Origin of the sequence: Chamaesiphon polymorphus CCALA 037 (assembly GCF_003003845.1) — a bacterium.
Taxonomy (GTDB): Bacteria; Cyanobacteriota; Cyanobacteriia; order Cyanobacteriales; family Chamaesiphonaceae; genus Chamaesiphon; species Chamaesiphon polymorphus.
Window position 1 is genome coordinate 1 of record NZ_PVWO01000677.1, and the last position, 2,493, is coordinate 2,493.

Here is a 2,493-nt window from a genome sequence, read left to right on the forward strand (position 1 = left end):
AAATTAGGGAGTTGCCCGTTGCTAACTCTAAACACATGACCGATCCGTATCCCGCTAATTTCCTCACCGAACCAAGCGATTTGCCCACTCCTCGCTATTCTAGAGGAGCAACTGGGCCGACGAATTTTTACGCCCCAGGTGCCAGGGATCTATTGCCCTTAGATGTCGCTCAAAAACGGTGGGTAGAAAAAAGAATTCAAGATGTATTTCATCGGTGGGGATATCACCGGATTATTACCTCCACTTTAGAGCGGTTAGAAACCTTGATTGCAGGCGGTGCGGTCGATCGCGACAGCGTAATTCAAATTCCGGCCATCGATGGCGGCACATTGGGTTTGCGACCAGAATTAACGGCTTCGATCGCGCGCGCCGCCGTAGCGCGGATGGGAGACATTTATCCACAGCGTTTGTACTACAATGCCAATGTCTTCCTCAAGTCAGATCTCGAACATCACGGGCGACAACAGGAATTTTATCAAGCTGGCATCGAACTATTAGGCATTGGTGGCATCCGCGCCGATGTCGAAGCCATCTTGCTGATGATTGACTGCTTGACTTCTTTAGCAGTCCCCAACTGGCAGATAATTTTAGGCGAAGCAGGCTTGAGCCGTGCGTTACTCGCACAATTTCCCAGTGAATTTCAGACCCAAATTCGGCAGTGTTTGGCACATCTCGATCGCGTTACGCTAGAGCAAATACCTTTAACACCCCAACAGCAAGAATTAGCCCTCTGCTTGCTAGATTTGCGCGGCAATCCCGCACTAGTGTTGACAAAATTAGCGCAACTACAACTAGATGCGCACAGTCAAGCCACAATCTCCCATCTCCAAATGGTAGTTGACTTATTAACTACCACCACCAACGCTCAGATCCCCCTAATTCTCGATCTCAGCTTAATTCAAACCTTCGATTACTATACAGGCATCGTGTTTGAGGCTGTGAGTATCACCGCAGATCGCGCTCATATTCTCGGTAAAGGCGGACGGTACGACAAATTGCTGGCTCTGTATCACCCCCAAGGCCAAAACTTCCCTGGCATCGGCTTTGCGTTGAATATTGAAGATTTACAACAAGTCTTGCAAGCCAACCCCGCCATGCCCCGTTATACGGCCAAACCAGACTGGTTGGTAGTAGCAGTGACCTCCACAGCCACAGCAGCCGCGCTGAGTTACGCTCATCAGTTGAGAGCGACTCCCGAACTGGTACGTGTAGAAATGTATCTCGATGATGGTAATTTAGCGCAAATCCGGCAAATCGCGATCGATCGTGGTACCGCTCGCATTGCTTGGGTAAGCGACGAGGAAGTTAAAGTTGAAGAACTAGGAGCAGAGTAGATACTAGTAGTTGTAGGCAAATAAACACAGCCACTGCCAGCACGTATCGACAAATTCTATAGATCTTGAATTTTGTCGAGCGTGCGTTGATAATCCCAATCGCGATCTTGCTGGCGGAACAGGTTAGCGGCGATTTGAAGATCTTCAATCCCACCTTGCCGATCGCCCAAATAAACGCGCACGATCCCGCGATTATAATAAATTTTAGCTCGAGTATTATCTAGTTCGATCGCTCGATCGTAATCGACTAAAGCACCCTGAAGATCCTCTAATCGATAGCGAACATTGGCGCGATTGTAATAACTAATCGTACTGCGATCGTCGAGCTGGATCGCCCGATCGTAGTCGGATAATGCGCCTTGCCTGTCACCTAACCTGTCGCGCAATAACCCGCGATTGACATAAGCTTTGGCATAATTAGAGTCGAGTTGAATCGTACAATTATAATCGGCTAGCGCACCCTCGCGATCGCCGCCCAGATCGCGAGACCGACCTCTGTTATAGTATTCGCGGGCAGTTTGAGGATGTTGTTGCAGGTCTGGATGAGAATCAATCGGAATGTCTGGTTGGTCATTTAGGTGGTCGTGCATATTTTCATTTTTCAATGTCATCTCGATCTGTAGCACCGCAATAATACTTATGCTTAGAGCTAGAGAAGATTGGCTGCGATTTTATGCTCTATTGCTGCGATCGGGCAGCAGGCCACTCGACTCAGGTAATACTAGATTTACATTGCAGATTCTACCAGTTTCAACAAATTGGTTGGTAGCTAGCTCGTAAAGTCCAGCCGAATTACCTAATCTAAAACATCCCAAGATCTGGCAATCGCTAGCAGATGAATGACAGCCTCAATCGGGCTTCCTACTGTTCTAATTCGGCTAAATTGGCAAATAGATCTTGAAGTTTCCACCTTTGAATATAAGGCCAGCCCCCATTTTCCTCAATATCTCGCAACAGCGCGTACAGAGATTGACGGCTATCTGGTAGAGCCGACTGAAAATAGCCTTGTTGAATTTCGCGATGCAGTTGCTCTAAAGTGCGTAACAGTTGTAGCAGTGCCAGCGGATCGGTTTGGTGTAGCTCTGCCAAATCGTGGACTCGATCGACAACTTCATCGAGATGTTCGAGTGCTGGCTTGGGGAGTGCCGATGCCGATGAC

3 protein-coding genes are annotated in these 2,493 nt (G+C 48.3%); 1 reads left to right on the forward strand and 2 read right to left on the reverse strand.

Translation table 11 applies throughout. The features are described from left to right. The first annotated feature begins 2 nt into the window (after window positions 1-2). Window positions 3-1,334 carry an ATP phosphoribosyltransferase regulatory subunit gene (locus C7B77_RS28140; RefSeq protein WP_342761381.1) on the forward strand — a complete coding sequence of 444 codons (1,332 nt, stop codon included), beginning with the start codon at window positions 3-5 and terminating at the stop codon, window positions 1,332-1,334. 56 nt (window positions 1,335-1,390) lie between these two features. On the opposite strand, the gene C7B77_RS28145 is transcribed toward C7B77_RS28140, so the two are convergent. Beyond that, entirely contained in the window at window positions 1,391-1,945 is a 555-nt protein-coding gene (locus C7B77_RS28145; RefSeq protein ID WP_106312859.1) for a tetratricopeptide repeat protein, read from the reverse strand. A gap of 250 nt (window positions 1,946-2,195) precedes the next feature. Then, a partial coding sequence (locus C7B77_RS28150) for a hypothetical protein (RefSeq protein WP_106312862.1) occupies window positions 2,196-2,493 on the reverse strand: 298 nt, incomplete at its 5' end.

What these genes read in the sequence shown, in the direction of transcription:
- C7B77_RS28145 (WP_106312859.1), bottom strand. Translation starts at nt 1,945, where the DNA reads ATGACATTGAAAAATGAAAATATGCACGACCACCTAAATGACCAACCA.